The following is a 17,300-nucleotide window of genomic DNA, read 5'->3' on the forward strand; positions in this document are numbered from 1 at the left end:
TGCCGCCGTCAGGGCACGATCGAGAGGAACAGGTAGGCCGCAAAGATCGCGAGGTGAACCACGCCCTGCAGGATCGTCGTGCGGCCCTTGCCCAGCGTGAGCGCTGACACGATCAGGGTCAGGAACAGCAGGACCATCTCTTTCGGCCCAAGCCCCAGTTCCAGCGGCCGGCCGATCCAGATGAACACGGCGGCTACCGTGGGGATGGTCAATCCGATACTCGCCAGTGCCGAGCCCAGCGCGAGGTTCAGGCTGGTCTGGATGCGGTCGGCGTTGGCGGCGCGTGCGGCAGCCAGCCCCTCGGGCAGCAGCACCAGCGCGGCAATGACGATCCCCACCGTTGCCGCCGGCGCGCCCGCGTTCAGAATGGCCGCTTCCACGAAGGGGGACAGCACCTTGGCCAAGCCCACCACCGCCACCAGGGACACCATCAGCAGTACGGCGCTGGCTACGGCCACGCGGGCCGGCGGGGGTGGGGCGTGCACGTCTTCGTCCGAGCTGTCGACCAGGAAGTAATCGCGGTGGCGGATGGTCTGCACGATCACGAAGCAGCCGTACAGCACCAGCGATGTCACACCGGCAAAGCCGAGCTGCGAAGAGGTCAGGACCGGGCCGGGTGTGGAGCTCGTGTAATTGGGCAGCACCATGGTCAACGTGACCAGCGCGGCCAGCACCGCCAGCGCGGCGTTGGCGCCCGGCGCCTGGAATGCTTGCTCGCGGTGCCGCAGGCCGCCTACGAACAGGCACAGGCCGACGATGCCGTTACAGATGATCATGACCGCCGCGAATACCGTATCGCGCGCCAACCCGGCTTTCTCGGGCCCGGATGACAACATGACCGACACGATCAGCGCCACCTCGATCACGGTCACGGCAATGGCCAGCACCAGGGTGCCGAACGGTTCGCCCACCTTGTGCGCAACCACCTCGGCATGGTGCACGGCGGCAAAGACGGCACCGGCCAGCGCCAGTGCCATCAGCGCGATCAACCAGCCGGGAGGTGTCATGAGCGTGCCGGCCACCAGCACCACCCACGCGAGTAGCGGGGCGGCGATGGTCCAATGGGGCAGCTTGTTGGAAGTGACGGCCATGGAGGGTTCCTTGTTGTTGTCTCAACGCCGGTGGGCGGCGAAGGGCGCGGATTCGGGTGGCCCAAATATATAGCATGCGCCGCTGCCGACCGGTCATCGCCTGTCACCGTATGTGACGGCACGGCACGGCCGTCTCCCGCGCGCTAGCCGTCAGGGCGCGCGCCGGAGGGTGGTCAGCCTGGGCACGCCCAGCAGGACTGCCGAGCGTGTCAACCTGCCAGGATCACTTTGCAGCGGCCGCAGCCGAGACTTCCTGGCTCCAATAGCTTGGCAGTGCGCCATATGGGTTCGGCAGCGTCTTGGACGTGAAATACACACTGCCCGCGTCCTTGGCAGACGCCCCGCGCATGAAGGTCTGCATTTGCGTGGCCGATGCGGCGTACACGATATGCGCGAAGCGGCTGGCCGGGTAGTTGGCCTGCCAGGCCAGCGGCGCGTACTTGGTGTAGTTGCGCGCGCTGTCTTCAAACGTGACGATTTGGTCCGCCACCGGCAGGCTCGCGTAAATTTCCGGCACGTTGGTGCCCGGGTTGCCAATGACCGTGTACGCGGGTGACAGGCCCTTGATGTAGTTGTAGACCGATTGGTAGAACTGCACGTGTGCGGTCACGCTGTCGGCGGTCATCTCGTCAATGAAGAAGCCGTCGACCTGGTACAGCGCCAGGTAGGTGTGGATGTCCTGCACCACGGCTGACAACGCCCGGTTTGCGTACGAAGTCGACACGTAGCCGATCACCTTGCCGCCCGCGGCGTGCACCTTGGCCACTGCGGCGACGTAGTTCGGGTCTTGCGTGGTGCCCGGGCCGCTGTCGGGGTTGAGAATGACGGTGGTCGGTACCGACTGCGCCGTGGTGGCGAGCGTGTTCCACTGTGTTGCGCCGCTGCCGGATGGGTAGATGTAGGCCGGTACCAGCAGGCCCTCTGCCCTGGCGTGCGACGCACCTGCCAGTGCGCATGCCGCAAAGGCAACGGCTGATCCGATGATCCGCGCTGAATGTGCCACCGAACGTGCTACGGCGCGTGTGGCGAATGCGGGCGTGAGCCCCCCCGTGACTGTCTTTTTCATTGTGTGCCTCCTAACGGCGCAGAAATCTGCGTCCGTCAATTGGCCCGCCAGCATTGCGGGTTGGCGGGCAACTGGCTGACTTCCTGGCGGTTCGCCGTCTGGAAGTCCCTATAGCTTTGCGTCGCCGGATCACTCCGGTTTTGCCAAAGTTCTGGGCGCTCGCCCATTCGCCGAAAACTCTACCGGGGCGCCGTGCCGCCGGCAAACACAGATTGCGCAAATGCGCTGGGATTGCCCCAGAGCGTTGTCGGAAACCGACGCAGCGCGCGCTTACACGAAACAGAGCATTGACGCCGTTCGTGGATTCATAGATTTCGTGCATCAAACGGCGCCTCGAATTCATTTCACATTGGGGGGAGGCGCGGCGCAAGATTCCTGCGAATGTTCTCCGTTGCCCGCTTTTGCCACGTCTCCCGCGCCCGCCATGCACATCACCATCCTCGACGACTGGTTCGATACCCTCCGCCGCCTGCCTTGCTATGCCCTGCTCGACGGTCACGAGGTGACTGTCTGGACGGATCATGTGGAGGACACCGATGAGCTTGCACAACGGTTGGCCGACACCGACGCCCTGGTCCTGATTCGCGAGCGCACAACCATCCGCCGTGAGTTGATTGCGCGTTTGCCCAAGCTCTGCCTCATCAGCCAGCGCAGCGTCTATCCGCATATCGACATCAACGCCTGTACCGAGCACGGCGTGCTCGTCTGCTCCGACCTGCATGCCGGCACGCCGTCGTATGCGGCGGCTGAACTGACCTGGGCGCTGGTGCTGGCCGCCATGCGGCAGTTGCCGCAGCAGGTGGAGTCGATGCGGCAGGGGCGCTGGCAATGTGGCGTTGGTCATACCCTGCGCGGCAAGACGTTCGGCATCTTTGGCTATGGGCGTATTGGCAGGGAGGTGGCGGGCTATGCGCGCGCCTTTGGGATGCGCGTGTTGGTCTGGGCGCGCCCGGAATCCTTGGAGCGGGCGCGTCAGGATGGCTACGAGACGGCTGCCTCGAAGGCGGAGTTCTTCTCGACCTGTGATGTTGTCTCGCTGCACATGCGGCTGGTGGATGCCACCCGCAGTATCGTGACCGCCGCGGATCTGGCAGCCATGAAGCGCGGGTCTCTGCTGGTCAATACCAGCCGTGCCGGCTTGATCGAGCCCAACGCCCTGGTGCCCGCACTGCAAGCGGGACACCCCGGCATGGCGGCGCTCGACGTCTTCGAGCAGGAGCCACTGACCGACACCACGCATCCGCTGCTGACGATGCCCAACGTCGTGTGCACACCCCACATCGGCTATGTCACCTATGAGGAGTGGGACTTGCAGTTCACCGACATCTTCCGGCAGATCCTCGCGTACGAGGCCGGCGCACCGGTGAACATGGTCAATCCGCAGGCACTCGCGCGTTAGCGGATGCGTGCTGCCCCGGTTGCCTGGCAACGGGCCTGGTTTGCCGCCAGATCCGCCTCGGAAAACAACCCCTGCGACACCAGCGTCGCCTGTTCGCCGGGTGAAAGCGTGGCGCATGTGGCCACCGCTGCCACCAACATCTGCGTCTTGGCTTGTGTCGGGGTCTTCATGAGCCCGAAGTTGGATTCGGCCGCGTTCTTGCCGGGCTCGTCATACAGCTCGTAGAACTCGGCGCCCTCGATGTTGGCTTCGGTCTGGTTCTGCAAATAGGCGATGTGTGTTTTCAGGCTGACGAGGGCCTTTGCGTCGTCATACGGTTGGCCCTTCAGCGGGGCGTAGATTTCTGCAGCGTTCAGCTCGTTGATGATGACGGGCTTGCCGATGGTCTTCATCTCGGCAAAGACATCGACCGTGCCGCCCGGCACGCTGATCCGGTAGGGGCTGGTGCCCGCACCGTAGTAATAGTGGTATGCCAGCTTGTCGACCCGCGCGCCTTGCGCTTCCAGAAACGGAATCAGCCCGAAGTCTGCGTAGACCGTATCGACCACCGTGCGCAGGGGCCGTCCGGTGCGGGTGCCCACGTCATGCACGGCGCGTGACATGCCGCGCAGCACCGCTGCCCATTGGTGCGCGAGCGGCGTGGCGTAGTCGCTGGCGGCATAGCCGGCTCCGCTCTTGAAGCCCTGGCGCAGGCTCAGTTCGTTCTGCAATTCCCAGTCGCGGATATCGGCTGCGAAGCGTTGGACGATGGGTGCCACACGGTCGTAGCCCTGCGCTTCCAGCCCGGCGTCCGAATTGGGGTATCGGCCGCTGTCGGTTGCATCGCCCCAGGTGAACGGCACGTACAGAATCGGATGCAGTGTGATGTGGTGCGCATGAGACAGCGGTACCAGGGCTTGTAGCAATTGCACGGCGGCGGAGCCATCCCCGGTGAGCGGCACGTCAAAGCGATAGCTCTTCAGGCCGCGCTGCTCCAGCGTGGCGAACTGCGTTGCGTAGTCGGCCCAGAGCGCCTGGCTTGGACTTGGGTGCCCGCAAACGCCCCAGGTGAGGGAGGCGGCAACGGCAGCAGTGGCGCTGGTCAGCCATGTCGCGGCGAGTGTCAGCAGGATGGTGCGGATGCGTGGTGTCTTCATGGCGGGCAGGTCAAGAGGACAAGGCGAATAGTCGGCGTTCCAGCGGGGTGATGTTGCTGCCGTGAGGGTATCCAGATGGCGGGCGGGATTGCCCGAATTGCCTGTGGCTGTGTTCCCGGCATCCGCCTGCAAAGCCAATTGGAACTCGTTTGCGTGACGCCTGCGCGCATTCTGGCAGAGGTGCACGGTCCGCTCGATGTCCATAGACGGCGCACGGGTTTCATTTTTGCTGCCGGGTCTGGATGCTAGTCTGGGCGCGCACCTATTCGACGGTGGCCTCACACCCCAGAAGGCTTGATGAAGGGCGCGGCAGCGCAGTTTGCCGCGTGACGATAGAAGCGCGCCGCAGGTAGTGCATTGCCGGCGAGCGTGCTCCCGGAGACCACGTCCACATGCAGACCGACGACATTCATCTGCGCCAGGCTTCGCTCGACGATTGGAGCGAGGTTGCCGCGCTCCTCAGACGCTGCGGGCTGCCCGCAGAGGACACCCAGGGCAGCATTGATGCCTTTCACGTGGCCCTGGACAAGGGCCGCATCATCGGCTGCGTGGCGGGAGAGCAGGGCGGCCGCGCCATCGTGGTCCGCTCGGCAGCGGTTGACCCCATCTACCGGGACCGCGGCATCGCCAGCCGGCTGATCGAAACGTTGCTGCTGCGCGCACGCGGTACCGGCGCACGTGAGGCGTATCTCCTGTCGACGTCCGCGCCGTCGTACTTCGCACGCTGGGGTTTCTCGCTGTTTCCGGCGGAGAAGGTGCCGGCGGAAGTGCGCGCCTCGATGGTCTTCCGCAGCGCGGAGCGCACTTCTGCGCTGTGCATGCGGTGTGACTTGCGATAGCGCGGGATCGGGTGGTTAGCAGACACGCATCGCCACGCTGATCACCAACGCCGTCGCATACAACCCCAGACCGAACACCGTGTGCGTCACCACGCTGTGCAGCCGCGCCGCCGCCGGGCGTGGCGTGCGGCTGGCGGCAATGCCGGCACCCATGGCAGGCTGCATCACGAAGAAGGGCGCCGCCACGCTGCCGATACCGACGATGAGCGCAGGGCCGATCGTCGGATGACACACCCAGTCGAGCCCCCACCCCGCCAACAGCACGCCCGCGAAAGCGATGCCGATCACGTAGTGGGCAGTCCAGCCGATCATGCGTTCGCCCGCGATGGGGGCTGAACTTCCGATAGGGCGATGCCGGACGCGCCCCCGGACCAGATGGCCAAACCAGCGCCCGACCAGACGATAGTCCAATGGCGGCACACCAAGCAGCCGTTGCCGGACGATGGCCCAGATGTCCATGACGACCGTGGCGCCTGCGCCAATCAGCAGCGCGCAGAGCAGTGTGCGTGTGGTCTCAGTCATGTGCCGACTCCACTCGCGCGGCGCGCGCACGGGCGATCCAGCACGCAGCAGTGAAGCGGACTTCCGCGCCATGCACATAGGGCTCGAACGCCGTGCGCATTGCATCGATGACGCGCGCACGCGTCTGCGAGTCGGCCTCTTGCAGCGCCAGCCCGACCGGGCCGAGCCGGCTGAGATAGGGCACCAGTTCTCTCTCGGGTAGGGTGCATGCAAAGTCGACGGGCTGGATGTCGATATCGGTCCAGCCGCTGGCGGCCAGGGTGCAGGTCACCCGGCTGCGGTCCGCAAAGGCGAACTGCCCAGGCGCGCCGGGCTTGCGCGGTGGCAGGTTCGGCAGCAGCGGCGCTGCCGCACGTTCTGCAGCGGTCATGAACGGGTTGTCGGCAGGGCCGCGCCACGCGATGAAATAGAGCGCCGCGCCGTCGCGTGCGGCACCCCGCAGGTTGGTGAAGGCCGCGACCGGATCGTCGTAGAACATCACGCCCAGGCGCGAGACGATCATGTCGAAGGCGGCAGGTTGGAAGGCATAGGTCTGTGCGTCGGCACAAACGAAGCGCGCGGGTGGGGCTTCGCGTTCGGCACGCTCGCGGGCGGTCTGCAGCATGGGCGCCGAGATGTCGATACCGAGGCAGCTGCCGTTGGCACCAAGCTGGCGCGTAATGGCGAGCGTCGTGCTGCCGGTGCCGCAGCCGACATCGAGCACGTGCTGCGCCCGCTGGGCGCTCACCGCTTCAACAAGCCGGTCTTCAAGCGGCTGGAACATCTGGTCGAGCGCCGTCTGGCTGGCAACCCAAGCGTGTCCGGCGTGGCCGTTCCAGAGGGCGGCTTGGTTGCTGTCGATTGAGGCTGTGGTCTTCATGATGGGTGTCCTGTACGCGCGCTCCAGGCGCGAGGACTACACTGTGCAAGTTCAAGTCAACTTGAGGTCAAGCGGTGAGCACATTGGACATTGCCGAAGTGACACAGCACGCAGGTGTGCCCGCATCAACGCTGCGGTATTACGAAGAAAAAGGGCTGATTGTCTCGACCGGCCGACGCGGGTTGCGACGCCAGTTCCACGCCGATGTCTTGGAGCGGCTGGCGCTGATTGCGCTGGGGCGTGCGGCGGGCTTCTCGCTCGACGAGATCGCCCACATGTTCGCACCCGGCGGGCAGTTGCAGGTCGACCGGCCGATGCTGGCCGCCAAGGCCGAGGAGCTGGACCGGACGATCCACCGGCTCACCGCCATGCGCGACGGCCTGCGGCACGCAGCGGTCTGCCCCGCGCCAAGCCATATGGAATGCCCGACGTTTCAGCGGATCGTGCGGGCGGCCGCATCGGGCGCAATCGCACCGACCGGCACCCCGGAGCCGCGTATCCGGCGCCAGCGCGCGCGCTAGCGGCGTGCGACAATCCGGCACCCCAAGTTGCGCATGACCAACCAGGAGACCCCGATGACCGCATCTGCTGCTGTATTCGCCATTCTCGTTGCACTGCTGCTTGGGGCGATGATCCCGGGGCCGAGCTTTGTGCTGGTTGCGCGCAACGCCATCGGGTTGTCGCGTCGCGATGGCCTGGCCACTGCGCTGGGGATGGGCGCGGGTGCGCTCTTCTTTGGCGGTCTGGCGCTGGCCGGGCTCTACACGTTGCTGCAAGCCGTCGAGTGGCTCTATATCGGCTTGAAGATGGCCGGTGGCGCTTACCTGACCTATGTGGCGTGGAAGATCTGGCGCGGCGCCAAGCATCCCATCGCCATGGACGAGCGCGTTGCCCCGCAGGCCGGCAGCGCGCGCAAGTCGTTCTGGACGGGCATCACCACGCAGATGAGCAACCCCAAGACGGCGATCTGGTACGGCAGTATCTTTGCCGCGCTGCTGCCGCAGCATCCGCCAGTGTGGTGCTATTTCGTATTGCCGCCGCTGGTGTTCCTGGTGGAGTTCGGCTGGTACACGATCGTCGCACTGTGCTTTTCGAGCCGCGTGCCGCGCGAGATGTATCTGCGCGCCAAGGCCTGGGTGGACCGCGTGGCCGCCGTTGCGATTGCCGCACTGGGGCTGCGCCTGATCCTGACGGCGCCGAAGGCTGGGCTGTAACGCCCGCTCCGTCTGATTGGCCCCGGGGCGGGTTACACCGACCTGGCCACGGTCTCCCGCAACCACTGATGCGCCGGGTCTCGATGCACCCGCTCGTGCCACAGCATCGACATCTCATACCCGGGCACTTCCACCGGTGGCTCGACCACCTGTAGCGCGCTGGCACCGCGCACGAGCCGCTCGGGCAGCATCGCCACCATGTCGGAGCAGGCCACCGCCGTCATCACAAACAGGAAGTGCGGCACCGACAGCACCACGCGTCGCGTGGCACCGGCGGCCGTGAGCGCTTCGTCCGTCACGCCGAAGAACCCCCCGCCATCAGGCGACACGATCACATGGTCGAGCGCGCAGAACTGCGCCAATGTCGGCTTGCGCTTGAGGCGCGGGTGCCCCGCACGGCCGACCAAGACATAACGCTCGGTGAACAACGCGCGGCGGCGCAGGCCGGGTGGCGCGCCGTCGGTGGTGTGGAAGGCGAGGTCGATCTCGCCGTGCTCGGCCTGCTTTTCAATGCGTGGTGGCACCAGTTCGAGAATTGCCAGCCGCGTGCCTGGCGCGGCGCCACGCAGGGCGTTGAGCGCTGGCAGCACGATGGTCGATTCACCGTAGTCGGTGGCGGCCACGCGCCAGGTGTTGGTGGCGTGCGCCGGCTCAAACGGGCTGGCGGGCGCAACGGCCTGCTCCAGCGCTTCCAGTGCCTGCCGTAGCGGCTCGCGCAGTGCCTCGGCGCGAGCGGTCGGGCGCATGCCGCGTGGGCCGGGCAGCAGCAACGGGTCTCCAAAGATGTCGCGCAGCTTGGCCAGATGCACGCTCACGGAGGGCTGCGAGAAGTTCAGCCGTTCTGCCGCGCGCGTGACGTTGTGCTCGGTCAGCAGCACGTCCAACGTCACCAGCAGGTTGAGGTCCAGCCGTCTGAGATTATTCATGGCTATGCCTGGAATATGGATTATTCATTTCCAATATACCTTGGTGGCCACCATGCTTGAGCCTTCTCAGATTGGAGTTGCTGCCATGAATGTGCTGATCATCTACGCCCACCCCGAACCCAAATCGCTGAATGGCGCGCTCAAAGACTTTGCCGTTCAGCGCCTGGAGGCCGCCGGCCACACCGTGCAGGTGTCGGACCTGTACGCCATGCAATGGAAAGCCACGCTCGACGCCAACGACAGCACCGTCTCACCGATCGGCCCGCATTTTCATCCGTCGCTCGATTCCAAGCACGCCTTCCAGAACGGCCTGCAGACCGCCGACATTGCGGCTGAACAGGCCAAGCTGCGTTGGGCCGATGCGGTGATCCTGCAGTTTCCAATGTGGTGGTTTTCGATGCCGGCCATCCTCAAGGGCTGGGTCGAGCGCGTGTATGCCTACAGCTTTGCCTACGGCGTGGGCGAGCACTCCGACACCCACTGGGGTGACCGCTACGGCGAAGGCACACTGGCTGGCAAGCGCGCCATGCTGATCGTCACCACGGGCGGCTGGGAGTCGCACTACAGCCCGCGTGGCATCAATGGCCCGATTGACGATGTGCTGTTCCCGATTCAGCACGGCATCCTCCATTACCCCGGCTTTGATGTACTGCCGCCGTTTGTCACCCACCGCGCCGGCCGCATGGACGACACACGCTTTGCGCAGATCACCCGGGCGCTTGGCGACCGGCTCGATACGCTGTTCACCATCGATCCAATCCCATTTCGCCAGGAGAACGCGGGCGACTATGAGATTCCCGCCCTCACGCTGCGCGCAGAGATCGCGCCCGACAAATCCGGCTTTGCCGCGCACATCGCTTGAGACGCTGACGCTACAATTTCTCGCTCGACCTTCCGGCGGCGCGCTGTGTTCATCACGGCGCGCCGCCGTGTTTGCTTTTCTCTTCTTCCCTGCGCGCATGATGTCCCACGCTGTTCTCACTGGCCTGTTCAACCTGCTGCTCGGTATGGGCCTGGGTGTGGCGGGTGGGCTGCTGGGCATTGGCGGGGGGCTGATCGCCATTCCCGTGCTCGGCTATCTGTACGGCATGGACCAGCATCTGGCGCAGGGCACTGCGCTGGTGATGATTGCGCCCAATGTGCTGATCGGCTTCCTGCGGTATCACCAACGGCATCCGGTGCATCTGCGCTCGGTGGCGTTGATCTGCGTGTTCTCGATGGCTGCAACGTATGTGGCAGCGCGCTTCGCAGCGGGGCTGGATGCGCACCATCTGCACACCGCGTTTGCGGTGTTCCTGATCGCGCTGGCGGTGTACTTTGCTTCGCAGCTCAAAGACAAGTCGGACGTGGCCAAGGATGCTGAGCATGCTGCTCCACGTGCCATGCCGGCCGCGGCCATGCCGCTGATGGGGATCGCCAGCGGAGTAATGTCGGGCATCTTTACCGTAGGCGGCGGGCTGGTGGTTGTGCCGGCGCTGGTGACCTTCTTCGGCATGTCGCAGACACGCGCCCAAGGGATGGCGCTGGCACTGGTGGTGCCGGGCACGCTGATCGCGCTGGCAACGTATGCGCACGCGGGGCATGTGAACTGGGGCACGGGCCTTCCGCTGGCGATGGGCGGCATGGTGAGCGTGTCGTGGGGTGTGACGCTCGCGCACAGGTTTTCGCCGTTGCGTTTGCGGTTGGCCTTCTGCGCGGTGCTGCTGGGTACCGCGTTGATGATGCTGTTGGTCAAGCCAGCCTGATCGGCCTGCAACGGGTTTTCAGAACGGAGGAGGGATCGTGGCAGAACAGGACAAGGAAGCCGGGCGCGCACGCCGCGCACAGGTGATGGGCGATGCGTTTGTGGAGCGGGCGATGAGCGGGCTCGATGCCTTCTCCGCGCCGCTGCAGGACTGGCTCAATGAACACGCCTGGGGCAGCACATGGCAGCGGGATGGCATCGACCTCAAGACCCGTAGCCTCTGCACCTGCGCCATGCTCGCCGCGCTGGGCCGCGGCATCGAGCTCAAGGGCCACGTGCGCGGCGCCATCAATAACGGCGCAACGGCCGTGGAGATTCGCGAAGTGCTGCTGCACAGTGCCATCTATGCCGGTGCGCCCGCGGCCATTGAGGCATTCCGCTGCGCGCGTGAGGTTCTCAACGAACTGGGCGTGAGCATCGAAGACGGCAGCTAGTGTTAACGCGCTTAACACAACTTGCGTGACGAGAATGGCCTCCCTATGCTCGCGGAATCCTGCTTGCGGCAATGTTCTACTGGTGGTTCAAGCCGCAGTTTGCGGCGCTGGGATACGGCACCTGACAGGGAGGCTGATGTGGACATCACCGACGACGACCTCACGCGGTTTGCCGCGCAAGGTGCGGCGCCTTTGCCGGCGGCAGCCGAGCAAGGCCATGTGGAGCATGACGGCGCCAGCGTCTGGTACGCGACGTTTGGTGCAGGCACACCGGTGATCTTGCTGCACGGCGGGCTCGGCCACGGCGGCAACTGGGGGCATCAGGTGCCGGCGTTGGTGGCTGCGGGCTATCGCGCGATCCTCATCGACAGCCGCGGGCATGGTCGCAGCACGCGCGATGCACGGCCTTACACATACGAGCGCATGGCCTCGGACGTGCGCGCCGTCATGGATGCGTTAGGCATGGAGCGCGCTGCTTTCGTCGGCTGGAGCGATGGTGCCTGCATTGCACTCACGCTCGCCATGCAAGCGCCCGAGCGTGTGGCTGGCGTGTTCTTCTTCGGCTGCAATATGGACCCGAGCGGTGCCAAGCCTTTCCAGCCGACGCCGACGATCGACCGCTGCTTCAGCCGCCACCGGCAGGACTACGCCGCACTGTCCGCCACACCTGACGACTTCGACGCGTTCGTTGCCGCCGTCACCGAGATGATGCAGACACAGCCGAACGCCACGGCGGATGAACTGGCTGCGATTCGTGTGCCCGTGACCATTGCGCAGAGCGCGCACGACGAGTTCATCAAGCCCGAGCACGCGCAGTATCTAGCGCAGACGATTCCTGGTGCGCGGTTTGTGATGCTGCCTGGCGTGAGCCATTTCGCGCCGCTGCAGCGCCCCGCGTTGTTCAATGAAGCGGTGCTGGCCTTTCTGGGTGCACTCTCCCAACAACAGACATAGACCGTATGACGACCGCCCTGATCGTGATCGACGTGCAGACCGGCTTGTTCACGCCGCCGCCTGCGCAGGCCGAACGTGTGCTGACGACCATCAACCAACTGATTGCCCGTGCGCGTGAAGACCATGTGCCGGTGATCTTCGTGCAGCACGAGACGGCCGACGGCGAACTGCCCTACGGCTCGCCCGCATGGAGCCTCGTCAAAACCTTGCAGGCACTCCCCACCGATCCGGTGGTCCGCAAGACGACACCGAATTCGTTTCTACGCACAGGGCTGGCGGCATTGCTTGCTGGCCTCGGCGTCGAGCACCTGATCGTCTGCGGATACGCCACCGAGTTCTGCGTGGACACCACCATTCGCCAGGCCGCCGCGCTGGGTTATGCCATCACGTTGGCGGCTGATGCGCATACGACGCATGACAAACCGCACGCCAGCGGTGAACTGATTCGGCGCCACCACAACGCGACGCTGTCGTCGATTGAGAGCTTCGGGGTGCCGATCGTGGCCCAGTCTACCGATGCCATCGTGTCGGCAGGGCTTGCGCACGCTTAGAGCCGCTAACAAAACCGCCCTGGCGTCGTTGCGCCTCCCGCAGTGACGAACATTCGGTACTACTTGTACTGTCTGCGTCGGCGCGCCTAGCCAGGACAGTTTTGTTAGCGGCGCTTAATGCGCGTCTGCGCAAGCGTGATCAGTCGCCATGATTTATCCACAGAAACAGTGGGTAAGCCTGTGGATAACGATGGGAGTGCCCGGCGCCATGCGGTTTGCAGTGCATTGCTGCCCGCGTAGGCAGGCAGGCGTGGCGCCGATGGTGTCTTAGCTGACCACGTCCGATGTACCGGGCGTGCCGTACGCAGCCTTGATGGCCTTGTGCCGCGCTTCCATTTCCTGGCGCAGTGCACGACGCTGCTGGGCGGCTTCAAAGCGTTCCTTCTCTTCTGCGTTGGCGGGCGTGAGCGGCGGCACGTCGGCCGGCTTGCCGTCATCGTCTACCGCCACCATGGTGAAATAGCAGCTATTGGTATGGCGCACGACCTGGTTGCGGATGTTCTCCGTCACCACCTTGATGCCGATCTCCATGGACGTGCGGCCGGTGTAGTTGACCGACGCCAGGAACGTCACCAGTTCGCCCACGTGGATCGGCTGGCGAAACACCACCTGATCGACCGACAGCGTAACCACGTAGCGGCCGGCGTAGCGGCTGGCGCAGGCGTAAGCCACCTGGTCGAGCAGCTTGAGGATGTGGCCGCCGTGCACGTTGCCGGAGAAATTGGCCATGTCGGGCGTCATCAGCACGGTCATGCTGAGCTGGTGGGATTGCGTATTCATGGGGCGTTGGAACGGGAAGAATGGGGAAAAGCGGTGCGCAGAAACGGGTACGCAGTGGCGTGCCATTGTGCCGCGCCGGGGGCATTTTGTGCGTTGTCTTGTCCACCGCTGGGCAAAAATTGATGGCATCGCGCTACACTACCGGCTTTCGTGGCCGCCTTTTTGGTCGACATTCTTCTTCCATGCATCGCTTGCTGACCCGCCTTCTGCTCTGGCTGGTTGTCCTGGCGCTCCCCCTGCAGGGGATGGCCGCGACGGCCATGATGGCGCGCGCCGGCACGTTAGACGAGGCGACCGTTGCCATGGCAATGCCGGTGCACGACGGCGCCGCTATGGCGGATGCCTGTCACGAACACGAAGAGGCGATGGCTGCCGACGGCGACGCAAAAGCGCCCACGCAATCGCACTGCAAGACCTGCCCGATCTGCGCGGCCTGTTCGCTCGGTTCGGTCATCCCGCTGGCCGCCAGCCTTGGCGTGCCGCTGCTCAAGTTGCCGGCCGATGCGCCGCGCGAGCTGTCCACCGCCTTCCATAGCTTCATCCCCGAAGCGCTGCAACGTCCACCCTCGATTCGCGTTTGACGCCACCAGTCCGTCCATAGAACGGATCTGGCCTCTGGTTTCACGGCACCGTGCACGACTGCGCGGCCGTGCGTCATTACGCTTGATCGAGGTTTCTCATGTTTCTCGCACGATGGTTCATGGCCGCTGCACCGCTGCTGGCATGGACGGCGCTCGCGTCGCCATGGGCATTGGCGCAGGGCGCGGCTTCTGCGCCGGCCGCGGCTCCACCTGACCCACTGAATGCGGAGGCAGCGGTACCTGCTGTGTCCGCACCCCGCACGTTCGATCATTACCAGGCCTACCGCGACGCTGGCCCCGCGCCGTGGCGCGAGACCAATGCGGCTGTCAGCCCAAAGCCGGGCGCTGCTTCCGGGCACGACGCACATGGCGCTCACGCTGGGCCTGCAGGGCATGCAATGCCCGCGAGCGAGCCCGTGGTCTCCCCAGCCAAGCCTGCCGGCGACACCATGCCCGGCATGCATCACCACTGAGGAGGCCGCCATGTTGAATCACTCCACGCGTCGCCTTGTACCCGGTGCGCTGGGCGCGCTGGCTGCCGTGCTGCTGCTGGGCGGCTGCGCCACCGTCACCCAGGACAGCGGCTTCAAGACCGTTGCGGATGTCGCTCGCGACCGGCTCGGCAAGGACGCCACCTGGCAGCGCTCACCCGAAGCCCGCGACAGCGCCGCCCGACGCACGCGCGATCTGCTTGCCCAGCCGCTGACGATGGACAACGCCGTGCAGATCGCACTGCTGAACAACCGCGGGCTGCAGGCTTCGTACGCGGAGCTTGGCCTGTCCGAAGCCGCACTCGTGCAGGCCAGCCGCTTGCCGAATCCGGGCTTCAGCTTTAAGCGCACGCGCAGCGGCGATGACTTGTCGATCGAACGCACGTTCTCGCTGTCGTTCCTGAGCCTGCTGACGCTGCCGGTGGCTGCGCATATCGAAGGGCGCTACTTCGAGCAGACCAAGCTGCTGGTCGCCAACCAGATGCTGCAGGTGGCAGCCGACACGCGCCGCGCTTACGTCAATGCCGTAGCCGCAGAGCAGTCTGCACGTTACGCCGAGCAGGTTCAGCAAGCGGCAGAAGCCGGTGCCGAATTTGCAAAGCGTCTGGCCGCTGCCGGCAACTTCAGCAAGCTCGACCGCGCGCGCGAACAGGCCTTCTATGCCGAAGCCAGCGCCAACCTCGCGCGCATGCGCCAACAAGCCCAAGCCGAACGCGAAGCGCTCATCCGTCAACTCGGCGTGTGGGGTGCGGACACGGGCTTCAAGTTGCCCGAGCGTCTGCCTGACCTGCCGAAGGAGCGTCCGGAACTCCAGCAGATCGAGGCCTACGCGCTGCGCAACCGGCTCGACATCCAGGCCGGCAAGCTGCAGGTCGAGGGTCTTGCCTCGTCACTGGGGCTGACGAAAGCCACGCGCTTCATCAACGTGCTGGACCTCGGCTATGTGCGCAACAGCAAGTCCAATGAGCCGCGAGAAACGGGCTACGAGATCGGCCTCGAGATCCCGCTGTTCGACTGGGGTGGTGCCCGCGTGGCGCGTGCGCAGGCGATCTATATGCAGGCCGCCGATCAACTCGCCGACACGGCCGTGCGGGCACGCTCCGAGGTGCGTGAGTCGTACGTGCGCTACCAGACCGCGTACGACCTCACGCGCCATTACCGCGACGAAGTGGTGCCGCTGCGCAAGACCATCTCCGACGAGATGCTGCTGCGCTACAACGGCATGCTCGTGAGCGTGTTCGAGCTGCTGGCCGATGCACGCGAACAGGTCAATGCCGTCAATGGCTACATCGACGCGCTGCGCGGCTACTGGCTCGCGCAGACCGATCTGCAGATGGCGCTGGGCGGCAAGCTGCCGCCGGTCGAGGCCGAAGCCTCCCCTCAATCCCAAGGACACTGAACATGGTTTCCCGACGTCAATTTCTCGGTGGCACGGGCGCGGCCATGCTGGGCGCGGCGATGGTCTCGCGCGCTGGCGCTGCCTCGTTGCCCGAAGCGCCGCTGCAATCGAAGCCCGCCACGCAACCGCCGCTGGCGCCGCCCAATGGCCGGCCCTACAACCCCGTCGTTACGCTCAACGGCTGGACGCTGCCGTGGCGCATGCGTGGCGGCTGGAAGGAGTTCCACCTCGTGGCCGAACCCGTCGAGCGCGAATTCGCCCCCGGCATGACAGGCCACCTGTGGGGCTACAACGGCCAGAGCCCTGGCCCCACGATTGAATGCGTGGAAGGCGACCGCGTGCGCATCTTCGTCACCAACAAGCTGCCCGAGCACACCACGGTGCACTGGCACGGCATGATCCTGCCCGCCGGCATGGACGGCGTGGGTGGCCTCTCGCAGCCGCACATCCCACCGGGCAAGACCTTCGTCTACGAGTTCGAGATGAAGAAGTCCGGCACCTTCATGTACCACCCGCATTCCGACGAGATGGTGCAGATGGCGATGGGCATGATGGGCTTCATCGTCGTGCATCCGAAAGACCCGGCGCTGCATCGCGTGGACCGCGACTTCGTCTTCCTGCTCGCTGCGTACGACATCGACCCCGGCTCGTACACGCCGCGCGTGGCCGAGATGACCGACTTCAACATGTGGACGTGGAACAGCCGGGTCTTTCCCGGCATCGACCCGCTGCCCGTGCGGCTGGGCGACCGCGTGCGCATCCGCATGGGCAATCTCACAATGACCAACCATCCGATGCACATCCACGGCCACACGTTTGAAGTGGCAGGCACCGACGGCGGCTGGGTCCAGCCCAGTGCGCGCTGGCCCGAGGTGACGGTGGACATCGGCGTGGGCCAGATGCGCGCCATCGAGTTCGTCGCCGACAACCCGGGCGACTGGGCCTTCCACTGCCACAAGTCGCATCACACGATGAACGCCATGGGGCACAACGTGCCGACCATGATTGGCGTGCAGCAGAAAGACCTCGCCAAGAAGATGCGCAACCTGGTGCCCGACTACATGGGCATGGGCGAGGCCGGCATGGCCGACATGGGCGAGATGGAAATGCCGCTGCCCGACAACACCCTGCCGATGATGACGGGCCAAGGCCCGTTCGGCGCTATCGAGATGGGCGGCATGTTCACGGTGATGAAGGTGCGTCGCGACCTGCCGCGCAACAGCTACGCCGACCCCGGTTGGTACAAGCACCCCAAAGGCACCGTCGCCTACGAATACACCGGCAACGGCATCGATGAATGAGCGACAACTGAAC

Annotated in this window: 20 protein-coding genes and 1 riboswitch; of the genes, 13 read left to right on the plus strand and 7 right to left on the minus strand. The window is 65.2% G+C overall.

What is annotated here, in order from left to right; genetic code table 11:
- Positions 1-8: 8 nt before the first annotated feature.
- A complete protein-coding gene (locus tag V6657_RS21255; RefSeq protein ID WP_048933766.1) occupies positions 9-1,091 on the minus strand; it encodes an ionic transporter y4hA in 1,083 nt (360 codons plus the stop codon).
- A 223-nt stretch (positions 1,092-1,314) separates the two neighbouring features.
- A complete protein-coding gene (locus V6657_RS21260; protein ID WP_048933765.1) occupies positions 1,315-2,157 on the minus strand; it encodes a spherulation-specific family 4 protein in 843 nt (280 codons plus the stop codon).
- A 63-nt stretch (positions 2,158-2,220) separates the two neighbouring features.
- Positions 2,221-2,312: riboswitch (cyclic di-GMP riboswitch) on the minus strand.
- Between the two features lie 269 nt (positions 2,313-2,581).
- Here V6657_RS21260 and V6657_RS21265 point away from each other — a divergent pair.
- Positions 2,582-3,556, plus strand: a complete 975-nt coding sequence (locus V6657_RS21265) for a D-2-hydroxyacid dehydrogenase family protein (protein WP_048933764.1) — start codon at positions 2,582-2,584, stop codon at positions 3,554-3,556.
- Here V6657_RS21265 and V6657_RS21270 read toward each other — a convergent pair.
- The gene (locus V6657_RS21270) at positions 3,553-4,692 is read right to left on the minus strand and encodes a hypothetical protein (RefSeq protein WP_048933763.1); all 1,140 of its coding nucleotides are present in this window, start codon (positions 4,690-4,692) and stop codon (positions 3,553-3,555) included. The genes V6657_RS21265 and V6657_RS21270 overlap by 4 nt on opposite strands.
- Before the next feature lie 392 nt (positions 4,693-5,084).
- On the opposite strand from V6657_RS21270, the gene V6657_RS21275 reads away from it, so the two are divergent.
- Complete coding sequence (locus tag V6657_RS21275) at positions 5,085-5,531, plus strand: GNAT family N-acetyltransferase (protein WP_048933762.1); 447 nt, start codon at positions 5,085-5,087, stop codon at positions 5,529-5,531.
- Between the two features lie 15 nt (positions 5,532-5,546).
- Here V6657_RS21275 and V6657_RS21280 read toward each other — a convergent pair whose 3' ends face one another.
- Entirely contained in the window at positions 5,547-6,053 is a 507-nt protein-coding gene (locus tag V6657_RS21280; RefSeq protein WP_048933761.1) for a DUF2938 domain-containing protein, read from the minus strand.
- Complete coding sequence (locus V6657_RS21285; protein ID WP_137884675.1) at positions 6,046-6,912, minus strand: class I SAM-dependent methyltransferase; 867 nt, start codon at positions 6,910-6,912, stop codon at positions 6,046-6,048. The genes V6657_RS21280 and V6657_RS21285 overlap by 8 nt, the downstream gene beginning before the upstream one ends.
- A gap of 74 nt (positions 6,913-6,986) precedes the next feature.
- On the opposite strand from V6657_RS21285, the gene V6657_RS21290 reads away from it, so the two are divergent.
- Positions 6,987-7,433: a helix-turn-helix domain-containing protein gene (locus V6657_RS21290; protein WP_048933760.1), complete on the plus strand. Its 447-nt coding sequence runs from the start codon at positions 6,987-6,989 to the stop codon at positions 7,431-7,433.
- A 54-nt stretch (positions 7,434-7,487) separates the two neighbouring features.
- Positions 7,488-8,126, plus strand: coding sequence for a LysE family transporter (locus tag V6657_RS21295; RefSeq protein ID WP_048933759.1), 639 nt, complete (start codon positions 7,488-7,490; stop codon positions 8,124-8,126).
- Between the two features lie 32 nt (positions 8,127-8,158).
- On the opposite strand, the gene V6657_RS21300 is transcribed toward V6657_RS21295, so the two are convergent.
- Positions 8,159-9,052, minus strand: a complete 894-nt coding sequence (locus tag V6657_RS21300) for a LysR family transcriptional regulator (protein WP_048933758.1) — start codon at positions 9,050-9,052, stop codon at positions 8,159-8,161.
- An 85-nt stretch (positions 9,053-9,137) separates the two neighbouring features.
- On the opposite strand from V6657_RS21300, the gene V6657_RS21305 reads away from it, so the two are divergent.
- The 5 genes from V6657_RS21305 to V6657_RS21325 all read left to right on the plus strand — a co-directional run bounded on the left by V6657_RS21305 (position 9,138) and on the right by V6657_RS21325 (position 12,735).
- Complete coding sequence (locus V6657_RS21305; RefSeq protein WP_048933757.1) at positions 9,138-9,914, plus strand: NAD(P)H-dependent oxidoreductase; 777 nt, start codon at positions 9,138-9,140, stop codon at positions 9,912-9,914.
- A gap of 97 nt (positions 9,915-10,011) precedes the next feature.
- The gene (locus tag V6657_RS21310) at positions 10,012-10,797 is read left to right on the plus strand and encodes a sulfite exporter TauE/SafE family protein (RefSeq protein WP_048933858.1); all 786 of its coding nucleotides are present in this window, start codon (positions 10,012-10,014) and stop codon (positions 10,795-10,797) included.
- Positions 10,798-10,834: 37 nt separating this feature from the next.
- Positions 10,835-11,230, plus strand: a complete 396-nt coding sequence (locus V6657_RS21315; RefSeq protein ID WP_048933756.1) for a carboxymuconolactone decarboxylase family protein — start codon at positions 10,835-10,837, stop codon at positions 11,228-11,230.
- Positions 11,231-11,368: 138 nt separating this feature from the next.
- The gene (locus V6657_RS21320; RefSeq protein WP_048933755.1) at positions 11,369-12,184 is read left to right on the plus strand and encodes an alpha/beta hydrolase; all 816 of its coding nucleotides are present in this window, start codon (positions 11,369-11,371) and stop codon (positions 12,182-12,184) included.
- Positions 12,185-12,189: 5 nt separating this feature from the next.
- Positions 12,190-12,735, plus strand: coding sequence for a cysteine hydrolase family protein (locus V6657_RS21325; RefSeq protein WP_048933754.1), 546 nt, complete (start codon positions 12,190-12,192; stop codon positions 12,733-12,735).
- 267 nt (positions 12,736-13,002) lie between these two features.
- Here the strand turns inward: V6657_RS21325 and V6657_RS21330 are convergent, their stop codons facing one another.
- On the minus strand, positions 13,003-13,515 hold the full coding sequence (locus V6657_RS21330; protein ID WP_048933753.1) for an acyl-CoA thioesterase: 513 nt from the start codon (positions 13,513-13,515) through the stop codon (positions 13,003-13,005).
- Positions 13,516-13,637: 122 nt separating this feature from the next.
- Between V6657_RS21330 and V6657_RS21335 the strand changes: the two genes are divergently transcribed.
- From V6657_RS21335 to V6657_RS21350, 4 genes are all read left to right on the plus strand, one after another.
- The gene (locus V6657_RS21335; RefSeq protein ID WP_248694624.1) at positions 13,638-14,096 is read left to right on the plus strand and encodes a hypothetical protein; all 459 of its coding nucleotides are present in this window, start codon (positions 13,638-13,640) and stop codon (positions 14,094-14,096) included.
- Positions 14,097-14,194: 98 nt separating this feature from the next.
- Positions 14,195-14,569 carry a hypothetical protein gene (locus V6657_RS21340; RefSeq protein ID WP_048933751.1) on the plus strand — a complete coding sequence of 125 codons (375 nt, stop codon included), beginning with the start codon at positions 14,195-14,197 and terminating at the stop codon, positions 14,567-14,569.
- A 10-nt stretch (positions 14,570-14,579) separates the two neighbouring features.
- A complete protein-coding gene (locus V6657_RS21345; RefSeq protein ID WP_048933750.1) occupies positions 14,580-15,986 on the plus strand; it encodes a TolC family protein in 1,407 nt (468 codons plus the stop codon).
- Positions 15,987-15,988: 2 nt separating this feature from the next.
- Positions 15,989-17,287, plus strand: coding sequence for a copper oxidase (locus tag V6657_RS21350; protein ID WP_048933749.1), 1,299 nt, complete (start codon positions 15,989-15,991; stop codon positions 17,285-17,287).
- Positions 17,288-17,300 lie beyond the last annotated feature (13 nt).

This window comes from Ralstonia sp. RRA (assembly GCF_037023145.1).
Classification (GTDB): domain Bacteria; phylum Pseudomonadota; class Gammaproteobacteria; order Burkholderiales; family Burkholderiaceae; genus Ralstonia.